The 19,548-nt window shown below is 72.9% G+C and carries 20 protein-coding genes; 8 read left to right on the top strand and 12 right to left on the bottom strand.

Annotated elements, in window-relative coordinates:
- Positions 1-108 precede the first annotated feature (108 nt).
- Positions 109-1,134, top strand: a complete 1,026-nt coding sequence (locus OG259_RS33730; protein WP_328947256.1) for a GDSL-type esterase/lipase family protein — start codon at positions 109-111, stop codon at positions 1,132-1,134.
- Here the strand turns inward: OG259_RS33730 and OG259_RS33725 are convergent.
- From OG259_RS33725 to rpe, 6 genes are all read right to left on the bottom strand, one after another.
- Positions 1,076-1,657, bottom strand: a complete 582-nt coding sequence (locus OG259_RS33725; protein ID WP_443052154.1) for a GNAT family N-acetyltransferase — start codon at positions 1,655-1,657, stop codon at positions 1,076-1,078. The two genes, OG259_RS33730 and OG259_RS33725, sit on opposite strands and share 59 nt — an antisense overlap.
- Positions 1,658-1,744: 87 nt before the next feature.
- On the bottom strand, positions 1,745-3,187 hold the full coding sequence (locus OG259_RS33720) for a GuaB1 family IMP dehydrogenase-related protein (protein WP_328945672.1): 1,443 nt from the start codon (positions 3,185-3,187) through the stop codon (positions 1,745-1,747).
- Positions 3,188-3,292: 105 nt separating this feature from the next.
- Entirely contained in the window at positions 3,293-3,625 is a 333-nt protein-coding gene (locus OG259_RS33715; protein ID WP_328945671.1) for a barstar family protein, read from the bottom strand.
- Positions 3,615-4,049 (bottom strand): ribonuclease domain-containing protein, encoded by a 435-nt coding sequence (locus tag OG259_RS33710; protein ID WP_328945670.1) that lies wholly within the window; start codon positions 4,047-4,049, stop codon positions 3,615-3,617. Before OG259_RS33710 ends, OG259_RS33715 begins: the two co-directional genes overlap by 11 nt.
- 65 nt (positions 4,050-4,114) lie before the next feature.
- Positions 4,115-5,131 (bottom strand): sugar-binding transcriptional regulator, encoded by a 1,017-nt coding sequence (locus OG259_RS33705; protein ID WP_041662133.1) that lies wholly within the window; start codon positions 5,129-5,131, stop codon positions 4,115-4,117.
- A gap of 181 nt (positions 5,132-5,312) precedes the next feature.
- Positions 5,313-5,996, bottom strand: coding sequence for a ribulose-phosphate 3-epimerase (gene rpe / locus OG259_RS33700; RefSeq protein WP_266889584.1), 684 nt, complete (start codon positions 5,994-5,996; stop codon positions 5,313-5,315).
- Positions 5,997-6,487: 491 nt separating this feature from the next.
- On the opposite strand from rpe, the gene OG259_RS33695 reads away from it, so the two are divergent.
- From OG259_RS33695 to OG259_RS33670, 6 genes are read left to right on the top strand one after another with little or no spacing between them, the layout of a single operon-like run.
- Positions 6,488-6,904, top strand: a complete 417-nt coding sequence (locus OG259_RS33695; protein WP_328945669.1) for a WXG100 family type VII secretion target — start codon at positions 6,488-6,490, stop codon at positions 6,902-6,904.
- Positions 6,905-6,917: 13 nt separating this feature from the next.
- On the top strand, positions 6,918-7,220 hold the full coding sequence (locus OG259_RS33690) for a WXG100 family type VII secretion target (RefSeq protein ID WP_328945668.1): 303 nt from the start codon (positions 6,918-6,920) through the stop codon (positions 7,218-7,220).
- A complete protein-coding gene (locus tag OG259_RS33685) occupies positions 7,220-9,046 on the top strand; it encodes an RNase A-like domain-containing protein (RefSeq protein ID WP_328945667.1) in 1,827 nt (608 codons plus the stop codon). The genes OG259_RS33690 and OG259_RS33685 overlap by 1 nt, the downstream gene beginning before the upstream one ends.
- A 19-nt stretch (positions 9,047-9,065) precedes the next feature.
- Positions 9,066-9,815 (top strand): hypothetical protein, encoded by a 750-nt coding sequence (locus tag OG259_RS33680; protein WP_328945666.1) that lies wholly within the window; start codon positions 9,066-9,068, stop codon positions 9,813-9,815.
- Entirely contained in the window at positions 9,809-10,108 is a 300-nt protein-coding gene (locus tag OG259_RS33675; RefSeq protein WP_266889595.1) for an RNase A-like domain-containing protein, read from the top strand. Before OG259_RS33680 ends, OG259_RS33675 begins: the two co-directional genes overlap by 7 nt.
- A gap of 16 nt (positions 10,109-10,124) precedes the next feature.
- Positions 10,125-10,781: a contact-dependent growth inhibition system immunity protein gene (locus OG259_RS33670; protein ID WP_328945665.1), complete on the top strand. Its 657-nt coding sequence runs from the start codon at positions 10,125-10,127 to the stop codon at positions 10,779-10,781.
- A gap of 56 nt (positions 10,782-10,837) precedes the next feature.
- Here OG259_RS33670 and OG259_RS33665 read toward each other — a convergent pair whose 3' ends face one another.
- Positions 10,838-12,250 (bottom strand): RsmB/NOP family class I SAM-dependent RNA methyltransferase, encoded by a 1,413-nt coding sequence (locus OG259_RS33665; protein WP_328945664.1) that lies wholly within the window; start codon positions 12,248-12,250, stop codon positions 10,838-10,840.
- A gap of 101 nt (positions 12,251-12,351) precedes the next feature.
- Positions 12,352-13,284 (bottom strand): methionyl-tRNA formyltransferase, encoded by a 933-nt coding sequence (gene fmt, locus OG259_RS33660; protein ID WP_328945663.1) that lies wholly within the window; start codon positions 13,282-13,284, stop codon positions 12,352-12,354.
- A 227-nt stretch (positions 13,285-13,511) separates the two neighbouring features.
- Here fmt and OG259_RS33655 point away from each other — a divergent pair, with 227 nt between their 5' ends.
- On the top strand, positions 13,512-14,030 hold the full coding sequence (locus OG259_RS33655; protein ID WP_328945662.1) for a hypothetical protein: 519 nt from the start codon (positions 13,512-13,514) through the stop codon (positions 14,028-14,030).
- A 178-nt stretch (positions 14,031-14,208) separates the two neighbouring features.
- Here OG259_RS33655 and OG259_RS33650 read toward each other — a convergent pair whose 3' ends face one another.
- The 4 genes from OG259_RS33650 to rpoZ form a co-directional block, all read right to left on the bottom strand.
- Entirely contained in the window at positions 14,209-16,347 is a 2,139-nt protein-coding gene (locus OG259_RS33650) for a primosomal protein N' (RefSeq protein ID WP_328945661.1), read from the bottom strand.
- A gap of 94 nt (positions 16,348-16,441) precedes the next feature.
- Positions 16,442-17,650, bottom strand: a complete 1,209-nt coding sequence (gene metK, locus OG259_RS33645; RefSeq protein WP_328945660.1) for a methionine adenosyltransferase — start codon at positions 17,648-17,650, stop codon at positions 16,442-16,444.
- A 298-nt stretch (positions 17,651-17,948) separates the two neighbouring features.
- Positions 17,949-19,169, bottom strand: coding sequence for a bifunctional phosphopantothenoylcysteine decarboxylase/phosphopantothenate--cysteine ligase CoaBC (gene coaBC / locus OG259_RS33640; protein WP_328945659.1), 1,221 nt, complete (start codon positions 19,167-19,169; stop codon positions 17,949-17,951).
- Between the two features lie 93 nt (positions 19,170-19,262).
- Positions 19,263-19,535 (bottom strand): DNA-directed RNA polymerase subunit omega, encoded by a 273-nt coding sequence (gene rpoZ, locus OG259_RS33635; RefSeq protein ID WP_030316319.1) that lies wholly within the window; start codon positions 19,533-19,535, stop codon positions 19,263-19,265.
- Positions 19,536-19,548 lie beyond the last annotated feature (13 nt).

The following is a 19,548-nucleotide window of genomic DNA, read 5'->3' as shown; positions in this document are numbered from 1 at the left end:
ATGAATCCACACATTGGGGGTGTGAACCGGTCCCCGCGCGCGCATTGACTCCTCGTGCCCCATGACCCACGCTGCGAGCCCTCGACGACCCGACGATCGGAGGCCCAGGTGGGCTGGCTCGACCCGGCACCGTTCCTGCGCGGCACGGCCTGGCTGGACGGGGACCGGCCGGTGCGCGCCGACCCGGACGACCTGGAGCGGTTGCCGTGGGACATCGCCGAGCGGGCCGCGCTGCCCATCGGCGTACGGATCGAGTTCACGGCCGCTCCCGGCACGCGCGCGGTGCGGCTGCGCTACCGGGCGGCCGTCCCCGAGCCCGACGACCCGCTGGCCGAGCTGCGCCACAGCTTCGCCCTCTGGAGCGGTACGCGGCTCGTGGGCGAGGCCTGTGTCGCCCCGGCCCCCGAGGCCACCGTGACGCTCCCACTGCCCCCTGGCGGCGGCGTCTTCACCGTCCACCTCCCGGAGGGCCAGGCGCCGGTGCCGCTCGCCCTGCGGGCCCTCGGCGGCGCCCTCTCCCCCGCCCCCGCCCGGCCGCGCTGGCTGGTCCACGGCGACTCGATCACCGAGGGCTGGTGGTCGACCCGTCCCGCCCACTCGTGGCCCGCCACCGCGGGCCGGCTCCTCGGCCTCGACCCGGTGAACCTGGGGTACGCGGGCGGGGCACGCGGCGAACTCCCGCTCGCCGAGCACCTGGCGCGGCTCCAGGGCGAGGTGATCACCCTCGCGTTCGGCACCAACTGCTGGTCCACGGTGCCCGCGACGGCCGACTGGCTCTATGCCACGGTCCGGGCCTTCGTGGGCCTGGTCCGCAGAGGCCACCCGGACACCCCGCTGCTGATCGTCTCCCCCGTCCTGCGCCCGGCGGCCGAGCACACCCGCAACGCCCTCGGAGCGACCCTCACGGAGCTGCGCAGGGCCATGGAGCGGGCGGGCCGGGACCTGGCGGCCGAGGGCGACGGGCGGCTCCTGGTCCTCCCGGGACGGCCGCTCCTGGGCCCGGAGCACCTGGCGGACGGACTGCATCCGGACGACCGGGGCCACGCCCGGATCGCGGCAGCGGTCGCGGAGGCCCTCAGAGGGGCCCTGGAACCGCCCCTGCCGGTCGGGCGCTCGGCGGCACCAGGTTCCTGACCAGGAAGGTGCAGGCGTCGGCGTACGCGTGCGTGCGGCCCTCCGCGTCCGTCCGGCTCCAGCGGTCCGTGTAGGCCACGGCGGGCTCGTAGCCGAGCCGCGCGTACAGCGCCGCCGCTCGCGGGTTGTCCCGCCCCACCCCGAGCCCCAGGACCGTTCCGCCGCGCCCCCGCGCCAGCTCCTCGGCCGCGTGGATCAGGGCCGTACCGATGCCCTGTCCGCGGAGCTCCGCCCGTACGTCGAGGCCGTTGAACTCCGGGCACGCCCCGACCGCCGCCCGCACCTCGGGGGCCGCGCAGCCGTCCCAGCGGACCTGTCCGTGGCCGACGGGCACCCCGTCCCGCCAGGCGAGGAGGTACGTGCCCGTCCCGGCCTCCTGGCGCGCGAACCGGTCCGCGTGGCGCGTCGGCGCCCCGGGCGCGGGAAGGTGGCGGTCGAGCAGGGGCACGTCGACGGCGCGGCAGGGCCTGATCTCCGTGCGACCCATGCCGTCCATGCCGTCCATGCCGTCCATGCCGTCCATGCCGTCCATGCGGCGACCGTACGGGACGACAGCGGGCCCCCGGGAAGGAATTTCCCGGGGGCCCGCTCCTGTCACGATGTGACGGGACTAGCTCCAGCTGGCGTGCAGCGGCTTGCCCTCGGCGTAGCCGGCGGCGGACTGGATGCCGATCACGGCCTTCTCCTCGAACTCGGCGAGCGAGCCGGCACCGGCGTAGGTGCAGGAGGAGCGGACGCCCGCGATGATCGAGTCGATCAGGTCCTCGACGCCCGGGCGGGCCGGGTCGAGGAACATGCGCGAGGTGGAGATGCCCTCCTCGAAGAGACCCTTGCGGGCACGGTCGTACGCCGACTCCTCGCTCGTGCGGTTCTGCACGGCGCGGGCCGAGGCCATGCCGAAGGACTCCTTGTACGGACGCCCGTCGGCGGTGTGCTGGAGGTCGCCCGGGGACTCGTACGTCCCGGCGAACCAGGAACCGATCATGACGTTGGACGCGCCCGCGGCGAGCGCCATGGCGACATCGCGCGGGTGCCGGACGCCACCGTCGGCCCAGACGTTCTTGCCGTACTTCTTGGCCTCGGCGGCGCACTCCAGGACGGCGGAGAACTGCGGGCGGCCGACACCGGTCATCATGCGGGTGGTGCACATGGCGCCGGGGCCCACGCCGACCTTGATGATGTCCGCGCCGGCCTCGATGAGGTCGCGCACACCCTCGGCGGCGACGATGTTGCCGGCGACGATCGGCACCTGCGGGTCAAGGGCGCGCACGGCCTTGATCGCGGCGATCATCGACTCCTGGTGGCCGTGCGCCGTGTCGATGACGAGCGTGTCGACGCCCGCGTCGAGCAGCTGCTTGGCCTTGCCCACGAAGTCGCCGTTGACGCCGACGGCGGCGGCGATGCGCAGCTTGCCGTTCGCGTCGGTGGCCGGGGTGTACAGGGTCGCGCGGAGGGCGCCCTTGCGGGTCAGGATGCCGGCCAGGCGGCCGTCCTTGTCCACGGCCGGGGCGTAGCGGCGGTTGGCGTGGTCGAGCGTGTTGAACGCGTCGCGCGGCTCGATGTCGGCGTCGAGGAGCAGCAGGTCCTTCGACATGACCTCGGAGAGCTGCGTGAAGCGGTCCACCCCGGCCAGGTCGGCGTCGGTGACGACACCGACGGGACGGCGGTCCTCGTCGACGACGACGGCGGCGTCGTGCGCCCGCTTGGGCAGCAGCGAGAGCGCGTCGGCGACGGTCTGGTGGGGGGCCAGGACGATCGGCGTGTCGAGCACGTGGTGACGGCTCTTGACCCACGAGATGACGTCGGTGACGACCTCGATCGGGATGTCCTGCGGAATGACGACCAGTCCGCCACGGCGGGCGACGGTCTCGGCCATGCGGCGGCCGGCGATGGCGGTCATGTTGGCCACGACCAGCGGGATCGTGGTCCCGGTCCCGTCCGGCGAGGAGAGGTCCACCGCCTGGCGGGAACCCACGGCCGAGCGGCTCGGCACCATGAACACATCGTCGTACGTCAGGTCGTAGGGCGGCTTGACGTCATTGAGGAAACGCACGTGCTGACATCCCAGTCGTTCGGATCGGCCCCTAGGCATTTCAGCCAGGGGAAAAAGCACGTAGTTCATTGTCCCACGCCAGTACGAATACCAGCCCCGGGCGATTCATCCGAGGCTTGCGGCAGGGCTTTCGTCGGATCCTCCGAATGCCTCCCCGAGGGAGAGGAGGACCGTGAGGCGGGTGGGGCGCTCGTCGACGGCCGTGGCGAAGACGTCCTGGGCGGTCCCCCACTCGCGGGGGCGCGTCCTGGCGTACTCCCGCCAGCCGGTGACGACGAGGGTGACCGGCTCGGGCAGATCGGTGAGGCAGTCGGCGAGGGCGTCCCAGTTCCGGCCGAACCAGTCGGGCAGGGCGAGGGCGGTGGCACACCGGTCCATGAGGGCGGCCTTGTCCGTGACGCCGGCCAGATCGAGGACGACGGCATCGTCAATCCTCATCCGTGATCACCTCCCGGAAGCTGTCGTAGTGGTCGTCGGTCCAGTAGATCTCGCCGCTCCGCCCGGTGACGATCCGGCGTGCCCCGCGATCGCGTTCTCCGGGGGTCTTCACCGTGTACTCGCGGTAGTAGCCGCGTTCCTCGCGGGGCAGGATCCGCTCGAAGTTCGAGAAGACGGTGCCGTCCTTGGCGTACGGGTAGGGCCCGCCGCGCGCGATGAGGTCGAGTGTCCTCCGCGCCTCGGGCGGCAGGTCGGCGGCCCGTACGGTGGGCAGTCCCGAGGTTCCGGTGGGCCCGGCGGACTCGGCGGTGCCGGTGGTGCGAGCGGGGGCGGCGGGGGCGGCCCCGCCGCTCGCCGAGGAGCACCCGGCCAGGAAGACGCACAGGACGAGCGCGAGGAGCACGCGCAGGGGCCGGAGCAACATGTCCCGAACATACCGTTACGGGATGGCTCCGGCCCCTGGATCGCCCGGGTCGACGACGGTGGTTCTCAGCTGCCGTCGGGGTCCGTCCGGTCGAGCGCCGGGTGCGTGCCCGGGCTGGACTCGGTGAGCAGGTAGTCCGCCGCCGCGCGGTCGGTGACGAGGCTGGTGACGAGCCCGGAGCGGAGCACCGCACCGATCGCCGCCGCCTTGCGCTGGCCGCCCGCGATGGCCACGACCTCGGGGATCCGGCGCAGCCGGTCCGCCTCGACGGTGATGCAGCGCTCGCCCAGGTCGCGGCCGACCCGGCGCCCCTCGGCGTCGAAGAGGTGCGCGGACATCTCGGCGGCGACGCCGAGCGAGGCGTAGTGGGCGCGCTCCTCGTCCGAGAGCATGTCGTGGACGGTGGAGATGCCCGGCTCCCAGGAGCCGATGGAGACGCAGGCGACGGTCACCTTGTCGAAGTACTCGAAGGCCCGCGCGATACCGGTCTGGCTGCGCAGCGCGGCCGCCGTCGCCGGGTCGGGCAGCAGCATGGGCGCGTAGATCGGGTGCGCCTCGCCGCCGGAGACCTGGGCGGCGCGACGTACCGCCTCGACGGAGCCCCGCTCGGCGGTCCCGGCGTCGTACACCCCGGTGAGCTGGACGACCGTGCACGGGGGCAGCCGGTCGAGGGCCGCGGCCATGTGGATGGTGGAGCGTCCCCAGGCCAGGCCCAGGACGTCCCCTTCGGTGACCAGTTCGCCGAGCAGGTCGGCCGCCACCTCGCCGAGGTTCTCGGGGTCGGGCGACTCGTCCTCGCCCTCCGCCGGGGACTCGACGACGACGGCGTGGCGGAGCCCGTAGCGGGCGCGGAGCGCGTCGGAGCGCTCGGCGTCCAGCTCGGCCGGTACGCGGATCTCGATCCGTACGAGATCGCGCTCCAGGGCGGTCTCCAGGACCCGGGCCACCTTGAAGCGGCTCACGCCGAACTCCTCGGCGATCTGGATCTTGGACTTGCCCTCGAGGTAGAAGCGGCGGGCCATGGCCGCCGCCTGCACCAGCTCCGCGGGGCCCATCCGCAGGGCTGATCGTCCCGCCGACATACCCGCCACCGCGATCTCCTCACTGCTGTTCACGTACCGCTGTTCACGTACGACGTTCATGTACCGCTGTTCGCGTACCGCTGTCGTTCACACTCTGGACTCGCCGTCCATCCTGTCAGATCCGGCGAGCCTTGATCAGTCCTGTCGGCGGCCCGACGGACCGCGTTCATCAGCCGGAGGCTCAGTGGCCACATGCCCACGGGGCGGTGGCGGTCACGGCGTCGGCGCGGGCTCGCAGCGAGGCGACGGCGGCGGCCGGGTCGGCCGCGCCGTAGACCGCGGAACCCGCCACGAAGACGTCGGCGCCGGCCTCGGCACACCGCTCGATCGTGGACTCGGCGACCCCGCCGTCGACCTGGAGCCACAGCTCCAGACCGTGCTTGGAGATCAGCTCACGAGTGCGGCGGATCTTGGGCAGCATGATGTCGAGGAAGGCCTGCCCGCCGAAGCCGGGCTCGACGGTCATGATCAGCAGCATGTCGAGCTCGGGGAGGAGATCCTCGTACGGCTCGATCGGCGTGGCCGGCTTGAGCGCCATCGAGGCACGCGCACCCTTGGCCCGGATCTCCCGCGCGAGTCGCACGGGCGCGGCGGCCGCCTCGACGTGGAAGGTCACCGAACCGGCGCCCGCCTCGACGTACTGGGGCGCCCAGCGGTCGGGGTCCTCGATCATCAGGTGGCAGTCGAGGGGGGTGTCGGTCGCGCGGGCGAGCGACTCCACGATCGGCACACCCAGGGTCAGGTTGGGCACGAAGTGGTTGTCCATCACGTCGACGTGCAGCCAGTCGGCACCGTCGACGGCCTTGGCCTCATCGGCGAGCCGGGCGAAGTCCGCGGACAGGATGCTGGGGTTGATCTGCGCCATGAGGCAAGCCTCCCACGTTCTTGGGTACTTCTTTGCCGCCGAGCGGTTTCGGTTGCGGTCCAGACCATTTTCGGTACGAAGCGACGAGACCGGGACCGGCGCAGACCGGGATATTGCGGTCAGGTGATCGAAGGGTCGGGCCCGGTCGCCCCTGCCTCGACCCTCCGCCGCCGACCGTGACCACCCGGCTACGGCTTCGGCCGCGTCACGCCCTCGCGGATCACCCGGGGCCCGACCCGGTCTCGTCGGTCGCTCCGACCGCGTCGGGCTCGCCGGACCGCCGGACCGCCGGACCGCCAGGCCACCGAACCGCCGAACCGCCCCGATCGAGCGCGGTGCACCCGCCCCGGCCTCGGCGAACGCCGGCCCGGCGGCTTTGCGCCACCGCGTCGATCTCACCTGACTGCTTATCAACTTCCTTTCCCTAAAGGCGAATTGTAGGTTGCAGCGCGCGACGCGGCGTCGTGCGACCGAGGGGCGGGGAGACCGGCATGACGGTGCACAACCCTGATCTACGCGTGCCCGAGGACGACGGGCTGACCAGACTCGCCGACGATCTCGACGCCATGCAGCGTCACCTGAACATCCAGGTGCAGCGGATGGACGGGATCGTGGACCGGATCCAGGCGCGCTGGCGTGGCGCCACCGGGGACGCCTATCGCGTCCTGCACACGGAGGCCGCGCAGGACGCCGTACGCATCCGGGAGCAGCTGCGCCTCCTTGAGGAGGCGGTCCGGCTCAGCCGGGACGGGTTCAGCGAGCAGGAGCTGGAGGGGCTGTCCCGGCTGCGGAAGGCCCAGAGCCAGGTCGACGTGGCGCGGGAGGCGAACGCCCTCCAGGCGCCGCCGCCGGGCGCTCCGCCCGCCGAGTCCGGGGCCGTGCCGCGCAGCCGTATCGAAGACCTGTAGGGGAGGAACGGACGTGGCGGGCGACGAGCACATAGCCGTGGACATCACCGCGTTACAGGCGATGTCCGGGGAGCTGGAGGAGATCCTCAGAAAGCTGAACGAAGAGCTGAGCCTGCTGTACGAGCGCACGGAACGGGTCGTGCTCGGCTGGCAGGGCGAGGCCCGCGAGGCCTTCGTGCTCACCCTGGACGGGTGGAGCGCCGAGATGGCCGACCTCAAGGGCAGGCAGGCCTGGCTGCACGCCTCGGTCACCACGGCCCACGCCAACTACTCGGCCGCCCACCAGGCGGTGCTGCGCGGCTGGGGTGCCGCCTGATGGCCATGCCGCCGCCGCCCGTCGGAGGAAGCGGGAACGGGAACGGCCAGCCGAACGTGCCCGCGGTCCCGTCCCCCTCCCCGGGCAAGCTGTACGACCCCCAGGGCAAGGACATCTCCCAGGGCCAGCCGCCGCCCGACCCGAACAAGCAGGTCCAGGACCTCAAGCCCTCCGTGGACCCGGGAGGGTTCGCCGGCGGCTTCGATGTCGACCCGACGCACGTCTGGTACACGTCGTACCTCATACGGAACCACCAGACCGGGTTCCACCAGGCCCCGCAGAGACTTCTCAGCACCCTGGACGGCCACGAGCGCGTGTGCGGGGTCGGCTCGGGTCCGGAGGCGTTCGCGAAGGCCTACGAGGACGTCTCGGGCCGCTACCTGGAGGTGTGGGCCGCCGCGGTGGCCGCGGTCGGCGGGGTCTCGGCCGGCCTGACCATCACGGCGAACAACTACGTCAAGGCGGAGTACGCCTCCAACCCGGCCCTGGGCACCCCGACCAGCCTGAAGCCCGTTCCGGACGTCATCCGGACCCCGCCCACGTACGGGAAGGCGGCGTATCTCGGCTGGCGGGCCGGGGGCGGGGGCGGCAACTTCGCCGAGCGGATCATCAACAACGTCCTCGGGCAGATCGGCAACGCCGTCCAGGGGCTGATCCGCGAGGCGATGGACAAGGCCCTCAATCACGGGAAGGTCGGCCAGATCACCCCGGGCGGCGACGATCTCGAACTGCCCAAGGTCAGGGACGCCTGGCGGAAGATCTCGGACGACGCCAAGGAGTCCGGCAAGAACCTGGACGACGCGATCGGCTACCTGCGGAACCCGGACGCGGCGGCCGTGGAATGGCAGTCGGCCATGCATCAGTTCACCGCGAGCCTGTGGGGGACCGCGTCCTGGGGCAAGGGTGCCAACAGCCCGGTCGCTCACGGCTACGACTGGAAGCACCCCCTGCCGGTGCACCAGGGCCGGAGGCCCGTACTCCAGATTCTGATCGACATCGCATGGAAGATCGCCGACATCCTCCAGCTGTTCACCAAGGAGGTGGAAGACGTCCGCGACGTGATCGAGAAGGAGTACCTCCATGCGGCCAAGGAGTGCATGGAGCTGGACAGTGTCAAGGACTTCCTCAAGGACGTCGGCTCACTGCTGCTCGGCGGGCCGGCGGGACTCGCCAAGCAGTTCCTCGACAACCTGGACGAAGCCAAGCTCAACGGGGGCGTGGACAGGTACAACAACAACACCCACCAGCTCGCCGATCAGCTGAACGCCCTCAGACCCGTACTGGACGAGGCCCGGAGGAGCGTCCCCAGCTACCAGGCCGAGGAAGCCCGCGCCCAGACCGTCGGCGCGCGCACCATCGAGGGCTACGAAACCACGCACAACTGGACGGTCCCCGGGGACCTGAAGACGAACCACCGGTACCCCATCGACCTGGCGAACCAGGAGGACATGAAGGTCGGCAACCAGACCGCGCATGCCATCGACCGGCACGTGGGGCTGACCCCGGAGGAGCTGCAGCGGCGCATGCGAGACGCCAGCCCGACCCCTCCTCGCGCCTCCACCTTCTACGATCTCGCCACCGCGCAGCACTACGTTCAGGCAGCCATCGACCGGGAGACGGCCCAGATAGCACACAAGATCCTGAACGACGAGAACGGCGACCTCGTGTTCAACGTCGACTTCTCTCCGGCCGTCACGGGTGTCACCGTGACCGGCCCCAACGCCCAGCCCGTACCCGTACACAATGTGAAGGTCCGTCTCCAGTTCACCGATGACGGGCGGCAGCCACCGTTCATCGTCGTCACCGCCTTCCCGGAAACGCCCTAGCACCGTCAGGAAACCGCCCGTGCATCAGAACCACTTCCGCTACGCGGCCGCGCGCACCCTGCTCGCTCCGTTCTTCTCCCGCGCCACCCGGGGCGTGCCCGTCGATCCGGCGCCGCGGGAGGCCGCGCTCCAGGCTCCGTTGCGGGTCCTGTGGGACCGGTCCGAGCGCGGTGGCCCGACGGTGTACGAAGCCGCCGCTGAGGTACGGGCCCTGGCGGACGCACTCGCCGAGGGCGAGGCGACGACGTCAAGGATCCCCGACGACCTGCGGGAGCTGGCCGCCCGGTCCGGTGCCGGCGGGGAGCCGGCGGTGTTCCTGGACATCGCCGCATACGTCGACGAGTGGCAAGTCGGCATGAACCCGAAACTCGCCGCCGCCGTCCCGACCGCCTGGGAGCTGGCTCAGCGGTTCCCGCTGCTGCACGGCATGCTCGACGCGTACTTCGGCCAGGACGGCATCGCCATGGAGGACGAGGAGCTGTCCGACGTCGAACGGATCGGCCTCTACGTCGCGTACTGGCACGGGCGCGGAACCTGTCCGTGGCGGCTGCCCCCCGTCGTCGCCGAGTGCTCCGAAGCCCTCGCCCTGTTCCAGGACGACGACACCCTGCGTCGCTTCTTCGCCCGCGACCTCGGCCTCGGTTCCGGCTCCCACGACTCCTGGTCCGACTGGCTGACCCTGATCGCCGACACCCTGACCACCCACCTGCGCCGGGAGCACGGGCCCCTCACCTGGACCGGCGGCCGAGAGGAGCAGTCCCCTTGCTGACACGTTCCGCCACCTACCCCGACCGGGAGACCGCCCAGTGGGCCACTCAGGCGGTGGTCTCGCAGAACGAACAAGCGGTGCACCGGTGGCTGACCCGATCGGACCGGCAGCGGCTCACGATCGAGGCCTGCTGGCCGTCCCGGCCCGAGCCGGTCGGGCAGGTACTGCCCCAGGCGACGATGCTGGCCGGCCACCCGCCGGTGGACGTGCGGGCCGCTCGGGTGGTGCTGAGGCGGGCCCCGGACACACCGCTCGGGTTCACCGTGCACGCCACCTTCCCGATCCTCCCGTGACAGGAGAACGCCTCCGATGCCGCTGACTCCCCTCCAGCACGACCACCTGTACGGCGAGATGGACCAGGTGCTCCGCGCGTACGCCGGGCAGCCCGCGGACGACACCGAGGAGAAGCCCAGCGAGGCCCTGACGGCCTACCTGCGGCACACCTGGCACACCCGCCCCTGGGCGGTCGGGGTCGCCGAGAGCCAGCTGCGCGAGTACGCCCGCCATCCCCCGGGGCCGTTGCGGCTGCGCCTCGGGGAGGTCTACCCGCTGCCCGACCCGGGACTCGACGGGCCGTCGATCCAGGCGTGGCTGCTGACCGTCGCCGGGCATCTGCGCCGTTGTCTGGCGGAGGGCGACATGCCGCCGCCGGGGGCGCCCCGGACCCGGTGGGAGTGGCAGGCCCGGTTCCCCGAGCTCGGGCAGCTGCTCGGCGGCTGGTTCTCGCAGGACTTCGGCGAGGAGTTCGAGGACCACGAGGAGGCGCTGCGCGACTACCTGGAGGGCACGGACCGGTCGCTGGTGGCGCGGCTGTGCGGGGAGGTGCACGAGCTGCTGGCCCTGCGGCTGGACGAGGCGGAGTACGCGTACGGGCTGGCGCTGCTGGGTCTCGAGGTGGACCCGCCCGTCCCGTACACGCACGGCGCGTGGCTGGGGACGCTCGCCGAGGACGTCCTGCGGGGCTGACCGGCGGCCCGCGCTTCCGGGCGCCCCCGGTCGGTCCGGGGGCGAAGGCGGAACGCTCAGGCGGTCCGGCGGATCAGCGCCAGATACATGGCGTCCGTACCGTGCAGGTGCGGCCAGAGCTGGACGTCCGGTCCGTCGCCGATCGCCGGTACGCCCGGCAGCAGCGGACGGGCGTCGATCAGCTCGGCGCCGCCGACCTTCTTCAGTACGTCGTCGACGACGACCCGGGTCTCGGCGAGGTGCGGCGAGCAGGTCGCGTACCCCACGACACCGCCGACGCGGACGGCGCTCAGCGCCTCCGTGAGGAGGGCGCGCTGGAGCGGGGCGAAGCCGTCCAGGTCCTCGGGGCGGCGACGCCAGCGGGCCTCGGGGCGGCGGCGCAGGGCGCCGAGGCCCGAGCACGGCACGTCCATGAGGACCCGGTCGAAGGAGCCGGGGCGCCACGGCGGGCGGGTGCCGTCGGCGGCGATGACCTGGTACGGGCCCGGGTTGCCGGCGAGGGCGCGTTCGACGAGACGGGCGCGGTGCGGCTGCTTCTCGGAGGCGAGCAGGGCGGCGCCCCGTTCGGCGGCGAGGGCGGCGAGGAGCGCGGCCTTGCCGCCGGGGCCCGCACAGCCGTCGAGCCAGCGGGCGTCGGGGCCGTCGAGCGGGGCGTTGGCCAGGGCGATCGCCACGAGCTGACTGCCCTCGTCCTGGACGCCCGCCCGGCTCTCCTTCACCGCCTCGATGGCACCGGGCTCGCCGCCCTCGGCCATCCGGACGGCGTACGGCGACCAGCGGCCCGGCAGGCTCTCGGTGGCCGCGGCGAGCTCCTCCGTGGTGGAGCGGCCGGGGCGGGCGACGAGGGTGACCTCGGGGCGCTCGTTGTCGGCCTCCAGGAGGTCCTCGATCCCGGCGCGGCCGCCGCCGAGGGAGTCCCAGAGCGCCGAGACGACCCAGCGGGGGTGCGAGTGGACGACGGCGAGGTGGTCCTCGGGGTCCTTGTCGTACGGCGGGGCGACCTGCGCCACCCAGGCGTCGAGGTCCTGGGCCGAGATCTTCCGCAGCACGGCGTTCACGAACTTGGCCCGCCCGTCACCGAGCACCACCCGCGCCAGCTCGACGCTGGCGGAGACGGCGGCGTGGGTGGGGATCCGGGTGCCGAGCAGCTGGTGCGCGCCGAGCGCGAGCACGTCGAGCACGGGCGGGTCGACCTCGCGCAGGGGCCGGTCGATGCAGGCGGAGATGATCGCGTCGTACGTGCCCTGGCGACGCAGCGTCCCGTACACCAGCTCGGTCGCGAGCGCCGCGTCCCGGGCGTCGAAGTTCCCGCCCTCACGGGCCTTCCGCAGCAGCGGCGGCAGCACCAGGTTCGCGTAGGCGTCCCGCTCGTCCACCGCCCTCAGGGCCTCGAAGGCGAGCATCCGGACGGGGTCCTTCTGGGGCCGCCGGTAGGGCTTGTGGGGACGGCGACTTGCCTGCTCGCTCAAAGGTGCTCCGCGTGACGAAATGAAAGAGGTCGAACCCCCCAAGCCTACGTCCGCCGCGCCCCCACCCGCTCCCGGGCCCGTGACGGCCGCGTAGACGCCCCCTAGGCGCCGAGGAGCTCGCCGGGCGCGATGCGCACGCCGCGGGCCCAGTCGGCGGCCTTCATCGGCTTCTTGCCCTGCGGCTGGACCCAGACGAGTTCGACGGCGTACGAGCCGGTGCCCACGTACACGTTGTTCTTGCCCGCCGCGAGCTCGCCCGGGGCCAGGTCGGTGCGGTCGGGCAGCGGGGTGACCTGGATCAGCTTGAGGCGCTCGCCGCGGAAGAGCGTCCAGGCGCCGGGGGCCGGGGTGCAGCCGCGGACCACGCGGTCCACCCGGAGGGCGGGGGCCGCGAAGTCGACCTGGGCGTCCTCGACCTGGATCTTCGGGGCGAGGGTGAGGCCCTCGATGGGCTGCGGGACGGCCTTGAGCGTGCCGTCCTCGATGCCGTCCATGGTGGCGGAGAGCAGCCCGGCGCCCGCGAACGCGAGGCGGGTGAGCAGATCGCCGCTGGTGTCGGTCGGCCGGATGTCCTCGGTGACGACGCCGTAGACCGGGCCCGAGTCGAGGCCTTCCTCGATCAGGAAGGTGGAGGCGCCCGTCACCTGGTCGCCCGCCATCAGCGAGTGCTGCACCGGCGCCGCGCCCCGCCAGGCCGGCAGCAGCGAGAAGTGCAGGTTGACCCAGCCCCGGGAGGGGATGTCGAGGGCGACCTTGGGCAGCAGCGCGCCGTACGCGACGACCGGGCAGCAGTCCGGGGCGATCTCGCGCAGCCGGGCGAGGAAGTCCTCGTCGCGGGGCCGGTTGGGCTTCAGGACCTCGATCCCGGCCTCTTCGGCCCGCTGGGCCACCGGGCTGGCGACGAGCCGCCGGCCGCGACCCGCCGGGGCGTCCGGCCGGGTGACGACGGCGGCCACCTCGTGCCGGCCGGAGGCGAGCAGGGCGTCCAGGGCGGGTACGGCGACCTCGGGGGTGCCTGCGAAGACGAGCTTCATGGGTGGCGACTGCCTGTCTGTCCGGGGGCTTTACGGGCAGCGCACCAGTCTAGGTGCCCCGTACGGAGGGGGCGTACGGAAGGACGAGCGCCCCGCGCATATGCGTGTACGCCCCCGATGCGTGACCCAACTCCGGGTGGCGCGTTGGTCAAGAGAGATTGACCGAATCGGGTCGCCGTTCCCCCCTGCGGCCCTTCCCCTTACATGCCGGTTCGAGAGGCTTTCACATGGCCGACCACGCAACCCACGACGCCCAGGCTCGGGCGAGTCTGCACCTTCTGGTGCGGGACATCGAGCGGGTCCGGCGGCAGGTGGACGCACTGCGCACGCTCACGGCCCAGCTGGGCAATGTCTACCGCCCTCGCCGCTCCGGCCCGTCCACGGGCTTCGTCGTCTACGGGCGGGCCCCCGCCCCCACCGTCCGTCTCGCCCAGGAGCTGCGGGACAGTGTCGAGACCCTGGTGACCGCCGCGGTCGACTTCGACCGCTCGCTCGGGTTCTCCTGGGACGCGGTGGGCTCCGCGCTCGGAGTCACCAAGCAGGCCGTCCACCGCCGTTACGGTGCCCGGCGGGCGCCCCAGCCGGGCGTCGGCCTCGACCAGGAACCGATGGTGGAGCCGACGGCGACCCGCACGCTCCCCTCGGTGCCCGCGGCCCGCTCGATGCCTCCTCAGCCGACCTCGGGCAGCGCGTCGCTCCGCGAGGAGCCGCGGACGTCGGCCTTCCCCGGCCCGCGCAACGGCTGACCCGCGAGCGCCCCACGGCCGTCCGCCCCCACCGGGGACGGACGGCCGTCCCGTGTGCCGGGTCCACGCCCGCCTGCCTGCGCACCCCAGTCGCGCACGCGGGACCACCCGAGTCGCGCACGCGGCCCCACCCGGGTCGCCCACGTCGGCCGCCCCCCACCGCGCCGAGCGCCGCTCGTCAGCCGATGTCCGGCGGGTCCACCCGGATCCGCACGGAGTCGCCGCCGCCCCGTGCGAGTCGGGCCGCGCGGGCCTGCTTGAGGGCCGCCGCCAGGGCCGCGCCGCTGCCCGGCGGGACCCGGACCAGGGCGCGGTCCCACTGCTCGCCCGGCGGCGGGTCGCCGGGCCTGCGCGGCCCGCCGGGGCGGACCACCGGCAGCGGCACCGGGCCGAGCACCTCGGCGTCGGTGGGCAGCCCGGCCGTCGCGAGGAAGCCTTCGACGGCCTCCGGGAGACCCGTCACCGCCGCCATCCGGGAGACCGGCGGGAAGCCCAGTTCGGCCCGCTCGGCCAACTCGCGCTGGGCGTGCCCGACCGGGTCCCAGCGGACGAGCGCCTGGACCGGCCGGAGCGTCGGCTCGGCGACCACGACGACGGTGCCGCCCTCGGGCTGGCCGCGGACGAGCGAGGCCGCGTCGATCCAGCGGCGCAGGGCCTCCTCACCTGCGCGCAGATCGGGCCGGCCGAGCATGGCCCAGCCGTCGAGGAGCAGCGCGGCCGCGTAGCCGCCCTCGGCGACGGGTTCGGCGCCGGGGGTGGAGACGACGAGCGCGGGGCGCCCGGGCACGGTGTCCAGGACGTGGTCACGTCCCGAGGTCCTCACCGGCACCGCCGGGAACGCCCGGCCGAGTTCCTCCGCCGTCCGCCGCGCGCCGACGACCTGGGCGCGCAGCCTGGTCGAGCCGCACTCCACGCAGTGCCAGTCGGCGGCGCCGCGCCCGCACCAGGCACAGTGCAGTTCCCGCTGTTCGGGGGCCTCCAGGGGACCTGCGCAGTGGCGGCAGCGGGCGGGCGTCCGGCACCGCTCGCAGGCCAGCCGGGGTACGTAGCCCCGGCGGGGCACCTGGACGAGCACGGGCCCGGTCTTGAGTCCTTCGCGTACGGTCTGCCAGGCCAGCGAGGGCAGCCGGGCCGCGCGCGCGGCCTCGTCGCGGGCCAGTTCGCCGTCGCCGACGGTCCGGATCAGCGGGGCCGCCTTGCGGATCTGTTCGCGTCCGGCGCTCAGCGGCTTGGCCCAGCCGGACTCGACGAGCTGGGCGGCCTCGACGGTGCAGCTGGTGCTGCCGAGGAGGAAGGCGCACCGGTCGTGGGCGGCGCGGAGCAGCAGCACGTCGCGCGCGTGGGGCTGCGGGGCGTGCAGTTCGCTGTGGCTGCCGTCGCCGTCGTCCCAGATGACGACGAGCCCGAGGTCCCGGACGGGGGCGAACATCGCGGCCCGGGTGCCGACCACGGCCCGCACCGCGCCGCGCCGCACGGCGAGCCACTGCGCGTACCGCTTCTCGGGGCCCGCCTCGGCGGTGAGCAGCGCGTGCCGCCCCTCCCCCAGGACCGCGGTCAGGGCCGCGTCGACCCGCCCCGCCGCACGACCGTCCGGTACGACGACGAGCGCGCCCCGGCCGGAGGCCAGGGTGGCGCCCACGGCGCGGGCGATCTCCTCGGCCCAGAACGGTCCCGGCAGCGCGTTCCACACGGCCCTGGGCGCCCCGCCGCGTGCGAGGGAGTCCAGGAACCCGGGCCCCCGCTCGTACCGCGTCCAGGTACCCGGCTCCGGCGCGGCCGGTGGCGGCAGCGGCTCCGGGGAGGGTCGTCCCTCGGCGCGGGCGCTGCGCGGCGGCACGGCGAGCTGGAGCACGTCCGCGAGGCTTCCCGCGTACCGGTCGGCGACGGCACGGGCGAGCCCCAGCAGCTCGGGGCCGAGGACCGGCTCCGGTGAGACGACGTCGGCGAGCGCGGCCAGTGGCCCCGAGTAGTCCGAGGTGGCCAGCCGCTCGACGAGGAAGCCGTCGATGAGCCGTCCGCCCTCCCGGCGCCCGTTCTTGACCTGGTGCGCCCCCGCGCCGAACCGCACCCGGACCCGCACCCCGGGTCGTGCCGCCTCGTCCAGCTCCTCGGGGACCGCGTAGTCGAAGAACTGGTCGAGATGGAGCGAGCCCTTGTTCACGACGACCCGTGCGACGGGCAGCTCCTTGGCCAGCGCGGCCCCCCGCCAGGTCCGCGGCTTGGCCCGCGGCACCTTCGCCTTCCGGACGGTCTCCCGGATGAGGGCGAGCTGCTCGGGCTCCTCGGCCTTGTCGGGCCTCTCGTTCTCGCTGCTCACAGCCCCATACCTACCAGACGCCACCGACAACCGGGCACGGCCGAAGCCCGGCACCCCCACGGGGTACCGGGCTTCGGTCACCTACAGCCTGGGACTACAGGCCGGCGGCCTTCTTCAGGGCGTCGACGCGGTCCGTGCGCTCCCAGGTGAAGTCCGGCAGCTCGCGGCCGAAGTGGCCGTAGGCGGCGGTCTGGGAGTAGATCGGGCGGAGCAGGTCGAGGTCGCGGATGATCGCGGCCGGGCGGAGGTCGAAGACCTCGGCGATGGCGTTCTCGATCTTCTCGTTCTCGACGGTGTTGGTGCCGAAGGTCTCGACGAAGAGACCGACGGGCTCGGCCTTGCCGATCGCGTAGGCGACCTGGACCTCGCAGCGCGCGGCGAGGCCGGCGGCGACGACGTTCTTGGCGACCCAGCGCATGGCGTAGGCGGCCGAGCGGTCGACCTTGGACGGGTCCTTGCCGGAGAAGGCGCCGCCACCGTGGCGGGCCATGCCGCCGTAGGTGTCGATGATGATCTTGCGGCCGGTGAGGCCGGCGTCGCCCATCGGGCCGCCGATCTCGAAGCGGCCGGTCGGGTTCACCAGGAGGCGGTAGCCGTCGGTGTCGAGCTTGATGCCGTCCTCGACGAGCTGCTTGAGCACGTGCTCGACGACGAACTCGCGGATGTCGGGCGCGAGCAGCGACTCGAGGTCGATGTCGGAGGCGTGCTGCGAGGAGACGACGACCGTGTCGAGGCGGACGGCCTTGTCGCCGTCGTACTCGATGGTGACCTGGGTCTTGCCGTCGGGGCGCAGGTACGGGATGGTGCCGTTCTTGCGGACCTCGGTCAGCCGGCGGGAGAGCCGGTGCGCGATGTGGATCGGCAGCGGCATCAGCTCGGGGGTCTCGTCCGACGCGTAGCCGAACATCAGGCCCTGGTCGCCGGCGCCCTGCTTGTCCAGCTCGTCCTCGTCGCCCTCGACCCGCTTCTCGTACGCGGTGTCCACGCCCTGGGCGATGTCCGGGGACTGGGATCCGATGGACACCGACACGCCGCAGGAGGCGCCGTCGAAGCCCTTCTTCGAGGAGTCGTAGCCGATCTCGAGGATCTTGTTCCGGACGAGGGTCGGGATGTCCGCCCACGCCTTGGTGGTGACCTCACCGGCGACGTGCACCAGGCCGGTGGTGATCAGCGTCTCGACGGCGACGCGCGAGGTGGGGTCCTCTCGCAGCAGTGCGTCGAGGATGGTGTCGCTGATCTGGTCAGCGATCTTGTCGGGGTGTCCCTCGGTGACGGACTCCGAGGTGAACAGACGACGGGACACAACGCTCCCTGGGGTTGCAGCGGCTGCTGGCTACTCGTGACGCGGACCGGCAGGGGGCTGCGCCCCGCGACGTTCCACGAACAGTCTATCGGTCGTGGTCGCGCTATGGACCAGGTGTCTCGCCTGGCGAATACGCGTGGGCGCGCGAAATCGGCCTCCGGCAAGGCGGAGGCGCCCGCCCCGGTGGGGCGTAAATCACTCGCGACTCGGCGTTTCGCCTCCACCGGGAAGTCGTGGAACGCCGAAAATCAGCCGCCGCGCAGCCGGATCACCGAAGGCCGGAAACGCGCCACATGCGTCAGGTCGTGGCGCGCAGCCGCGGCAGGACCAGGTCCCAGACCGTCTCGGCGAGCGCTTCCTTCGGACCGTACGGTACGGGAGTCTCGGCGCCGTCCGACGCGAGCACGACGGCCTCGTTCTCCTCGGAACCGAAGGTCTTGCGCTCCCCCACCTCGTTCACGACGAGGAGGTCGCAGCCCTTGCGGCGGAGCTTCTCCCGGCCGTTGGCGAGGACGTCGTCGGTCTCGGCGGCGAAGCCGACCACGACCTGGCCCGGCAGGGCGCGGTCGGCCGAGATCTCGGCGAGGACGTCGGGGTTGCGGACGAGCTCGACGGTGGGGGCTCCGCCGTCGTCCTTCTTCTTGATCTTCCCCGTGGCGTAGACGGCCGGTCGGAAGTCGGCGACGGCGGCCGCCATGACCACCGCGTCGGCGTCGGCGACGGCCTTGAGCACGGCCTCACGGAGCTGGACGGCGGTGCCGACGTGGACGACGTCGACGCCGGCCGGGTCGGGGATGCCGGTGTTGGCCTCGACGAGGGTGACCCTGGCGCCGCGGGCGGCGGCGGCCCGCGCGAGGGCGTAGCCCTGCTTGCCCGAGGAGCGGTTGCCCAGGTAGCGGACGGGGTCGAGGGGCTCGCGGGTGCCGCCGGCGCTGACCACGACGTGCCGTCCGGCGAGGTCGGGGGCGGCGGTACCGCGGGCGAGGACGCGCCGGCAGATCTCGAAGATCTCCGCCGGGTCGGGCAGTCGGCCCTTGCCGGTGTCGACGCCGGTGAGGCGACCGACGGCCGGTTCGATGACGACGGCGCCGCGGCGGCGCAGGGTCGCCACGTTCTCCTGGGTGGCCGGGTGCTCCCACATCTCGGTGTGCATGGCGGGGGCGAAGACGACGGGACAGCGCGCGGTGAGCAGCGTGTTGGTGAGCAGGTCGTCGGCCAGGCCGTGGGCGGCCTTGGCGAGCATGTCGGCGGTGGCGGGGGCGACGACGACGAGGTGGGCGGCCTGGCCGATCCGGACGTGCGGCACCTCGTGGACGCTCTCCCAGACCTCGGTCGAGACGGGATGGCCGGAGAGCGCGGACCAGGTGGCCGCGCCGACGAAGTGGAGGGCGGAGTCGGTGGGAACGACACGGACGTCGTGTCCGGACTCGGTGAGCCTGCGCAGCAGCTCGCACGCCTTGTAGGCGGCGATACCGCCGCTGACCCCCAGAACGACCTTCGGCTTGGCTGCTGCGCCCACTGCTGCTCCCCGCACTCGGATGCGTACGACTCCATGAGACACCACAGGCCCGGCGGATGTTCCGCCGGGCCTGTGGTGACGAACGTTACGTGCTTACGTAGCCGGGCCCTCGATGGCCTCGGACGTCAGCAGACCCGCGTTGATCTCGCGCAGGGCGATCGAGAGCGGCTTCTCGTGGACGTGGGTGTCGACCAGCGGACCCACGTACTCCAGCAGGCCCTCGCCGAGCTGGGAGTAGTACGCGTTGATCTGACGCGCGCGCTTGGCCGCGTAGATCACGAGGCTGTACTTCGAGTCCGTGGCCTCGAGCAGCTCGTCGATCGGCGGGTTGATGATGCCCTCGGGCGCAGTGATGGAAGAGGACACGCTCTACCTTCCG

Origin of the sequence: Streptomyces sp. NBC_00250, assembly GCF_036192275.1 — a bacterium.
Taxonomy (GTDB): domain Bacteria; phylum Actinomycetota; class Actinomycetes; order Streptomycetales; family Streptomycetaceae; genus Streptomyces.
This window is presented reverse-complemented; position numbering and strand designations above follow the sequence as displayed.

What these genes read in the sequence shown, in the direction of transcription:
- fmt (WP_328945663.1), bottom strand. Translation starts at nt 13,284, where the DNA reads ATGAAGCTCGTCTTCGCAGGCACCCCCGAGGTCGCCGTACCCGCCCTG.
- OG259_RS33695 (WP_328945669.1), top strand. Translation starts at nt 6,488, where the DNA reads ATGACGGTGCACAACCCTGATCTACGCGTGCCCGAGGACGACGGGCTG.
- OG259_RS33685 (WP_328945667.1), top strand. Translation starts at nt 7,220, where the DNA reads ATGGCCATGCCGCCGCCGCCCGTCGGAGGAAGCGGGAACGGGAACGGC.
- OG259_RS33725 (WP_443052154.1), bottom strand. Translation starts at nt 1,657, where the DNA reads ATGGACGGCATGGACGGCATGGACGGCATGGACGGCATGGGTCGCACG.
- OG259_RS33715 (WP_328945671.1), bottom strand. Translation starts at nt 3,625, where the DNA reads ATGAGGATTGACGATGCCGTCGTCCTCGATCTGGCCGGCGTCACGGAC.
- OG259_RS33655 (WP_328945662.1), top strand. Translation starts at nt 13,512, where the DNA reads ATGGCCGACCACGCAACCCACGACGCCCAGGCTCGGGCGAGTCTGCAC.
- rpe (WP_266889584.1), bottom strand. Translation starts at nt 5,996, where the DNA reads ATGGCGCAGATCAACCCCAGCATCCTGTCCGCGGACTTCGCCCGGCTC.
- OG259_RS33705 (WP_041662133.1), bottom strand. Translation starts at nt 5,131, where the DNA reads ATGTCGGCGGGACGATCAGCCCTGCGGATGGGCCCCGCGGAGCTGGTG.
- OG259_RS33670 (WP_328945665.1), top strand. Translation starts at nt 10,125, where the DNA reads ATGCCGCTGACTCCCCTCCAGCACGACCACCTGTACGGCGAGATGGAC.
- OG259_RS33710 (WP_328945670.1), bottom strand. Translation starts at nt 4,049, where the DNA reads ATGTTGCTCCGGCCCCTGCGCGTGCTCCTCGCGCTCGTCCTGTGCGTC.